Below are 2,394 nucleotides of genomic sequence, written 5' to 3'. Positions count from 1 at the left end.
GTAGGGGACATGGCCGATCCCGCGCCCGGTCTGTCGTGCAAGCCAACGTCTCAGATCGGGATCTGTCATTGGCGTAAGCGGATGTTTCTCCATGCCGGATTCGCTCAACAGACGATCGTTAACGAAAAGATGCCCCTGGTAGATCGACCGGCCGGTCGCGGGAAACGCCGGACAGACGATCGCGCGTGCCGCCCCCACGGCGTCGCCAAGAGCGTCTAGCACCGGCCCGATATTGCCTTCGGGGGTCGAATCGAATGTCGAGCAGTACTTGAACAGATACTGGCGGCAGCCCTGGCGTCTAAGCCACTCTAGCGCCGCAAGCGACTGCTTCACCGCCTCGCTGGCGGGTATCGTTCTGGTCTTCAGGGCAACGACGCCCGCGTCAACCGAGCGGTCGGAGTCGATTTTGGGAACGCCATTGTACTGGACGGTGCGCATACCCCCCTTGGCGAGCGTGTTGGCCAAGTCGGACGACCCGGTGAAATCATCGCCTATGCAGCCGAGAAGCATCAGATCTCTCACTTTCAACTTCCATGGAAACGCTAGTGACTCTGCCTTGGCGGTTAAGGGATGGCCTTCGGGGCGTCATCCGCCAGGTAAACCGCTATCAGTTCATCCACCGTGCTTTCGGCCACGAAGCCCAGATTGTTGGCTAGCGTGGGCGAGAAGGATTTTGGCCAACCCGCAATGATGGCCTTAATCGCCTCGTCCGGCTTGCGGTCTATCAAAGCCTCGGCTTCGGCGCCTGCCACGCGGCGGAGCGCGGCAATTTGGTCGGAAACTGTGGCCGCGACCCCAGGCATGTTCAGCGTGCGCCGGGCGCCCAGCGCGGACGTATCGAGCATCGCGGCATGGATGAGGAGAGCTACCGCCGTGCGCGGACTAGCCAGCCAATGCTTGACCGTCTCCTCCACCGGCAGGACGGAGCGTTGGCCGGCGAGTGGCTCGCGCAGGATTCCGGAGAAGAATCCCGAGGCCGCCGCGTTGGGAGCGCCAGGCCGAATAACGATCGTAGGCAGCCGTATCCCAATTCCGTCAAGGAAGCCGCGTCGCGAATAGTCTGCGAGCAACAGCTCGGATATCGCCTTCTGGGTGCCGTAGCTGGTTAGCGGGGCAAGAATGTAATCGTCGGGAATAGGGTCTGGTAAAGGCGCGCCATATACTGCGACCGACGAGGTGAACACCAGCCGGGGGAGATACTTCTTACGCGCCCCTTCCAGTCGGATCGCCTCGAAAAGAGCACGCGTGCCGTCCACATTGATCAGGTACCCCTTCTCGAAATCGCGTTCCGCTTCGCCGGACACGATGGCTGCGAGATGGAAAATCACATCGGCGCGGCGCGCGGCTAGCTCCTCGGCTGCACCGGAGACGGCAATATCAGCGGCAATGGCTTCGATGGAATATAAGGCACCGGTTGGCACTGGGGGCTTCGTCAAGTCTGCCAACGTCATCCGCTCGATCTTCTTATCCCCGAGCGACCCGGTCCGGGAAAGCTCCGCCGCGAGTTTGCGGCCGATCATTCCACCAGCGCCAATGATGAGTATATGCATGGATGCTCCGTTCTCTTCAGGGACTGTCTCGGGATGCTGCATCATACTGGCCTGAAGGCACGCACCACCGCGTAGCTTTCGAGCGACAGCGTCTGTGTTTCGACAGGCGTCAGGCGGTCGAGCAGATCCGGTTGACGGGATGCCGCAACGAAAGATGAGGCATCAAGAATTGCAGCGGTCGTGAAGCCTTCGGGGAGGCGGACTTCCAGCGTGTTGGGCGAGGGATTGCAGAGCCATAGCTCGGTGCCTTTTTCCGTAACCGCCGCGATCCCTCGCACCGCCCCGGCGACGGACGATCGCAGCGGACGGATCGGACGGCCTTTGAGTTTCGCCAGGCCTCGCACGATGTGCCAAACAGGATACAGTTCGCCCTTGCCCTCGAACCAGGACTGCGGAAACGGCGTCGGCACGGAGAGAACGCCGAACGGGCCGACCGCGCCGCCGAGCGCGACGGCCTCCGCGCCGCCTTCCGCGAAGGCAGCGAAATAGCCGAGATTCCAGGCTGCGCCCATGATGCCCCTCTGGCGCGGATCATTGAAATTGACCGCCTGCCGGATGTTCGTGGGATTGGCGACGGGCGCTTCGCCATAGGGATTGTCACGCAACCCGATCGCGGACGGCCCAACGGAATACGGCAGCCCCCTGGCGATGGCTGGCACGGTCCTGACGATATGCGGTAAACATTCGAGCGTCTCCATCAAGGATCGGTCGTCACCAGCATGGAAGATCGCTGCCGTCGTAAATGTCACGAGGTCTATCGTCTCGGTCGGGGGACGTTTACGGTTGAGCTCAGTGAAGAAGCTGAACATCCCGCCGCCGATGCGGGACCCAGGGAAGGCGGTGC

At 61.9% G+C, this 2,394-nt stretch carries 2 protein-coding genes and 1 pseudogene; all 3 read right to left on the bottom strand.

The window, feature by feature from the left end; all coding sequences use genetic code 11:
- Positions 1-510, bottom strand: a 510-nt coding sequence (locus tag EN991_RS32445) for a four-carbon acid sugar kinase family protein (protein ID WP_164769537.1), incomplete at its 3' end; no start/stop codon positions are given.
- A gap of 53 nt (positions 511-563) precedes the next feature.
- Positions 564-1,550 carry a D-erythronate dehydrogenase gene (gene denD, locus EN991_RS32440; RefSeq protein WP_064994851.1) on the bottom strand — a complete coding sequence of 329 codons (987 nt, stop codon included), beginning with the start codon at positions 1,548-1,550 and terminating at the stop codon, positions 564-566.
- Positions 1,551-1,591: 41 nt separating this feature from the next.
- Positions 1,592-2,394, bottom strand: a pseudogene (locus EN991_RS32435) (hypothetical protein); the annotation flags it as partial.

It is taken from the genome of Mesorhizobium sp. M7A.F.Ca.US.005.03.2.1 (genome assembly GCF_003997795.1).
GTDB lineage: Bacteria > Pseudomonadota > Alphaproteobacteria > Rhizobiales > Rhizobiaceae > Mesorhizobium > Mesorhizobium ciceri.
The sequence above is the reverse complement of the archived record's forward strand: the minus strand, read 5'-3'. Positions and strand labels throughout refer to the sequence as shown.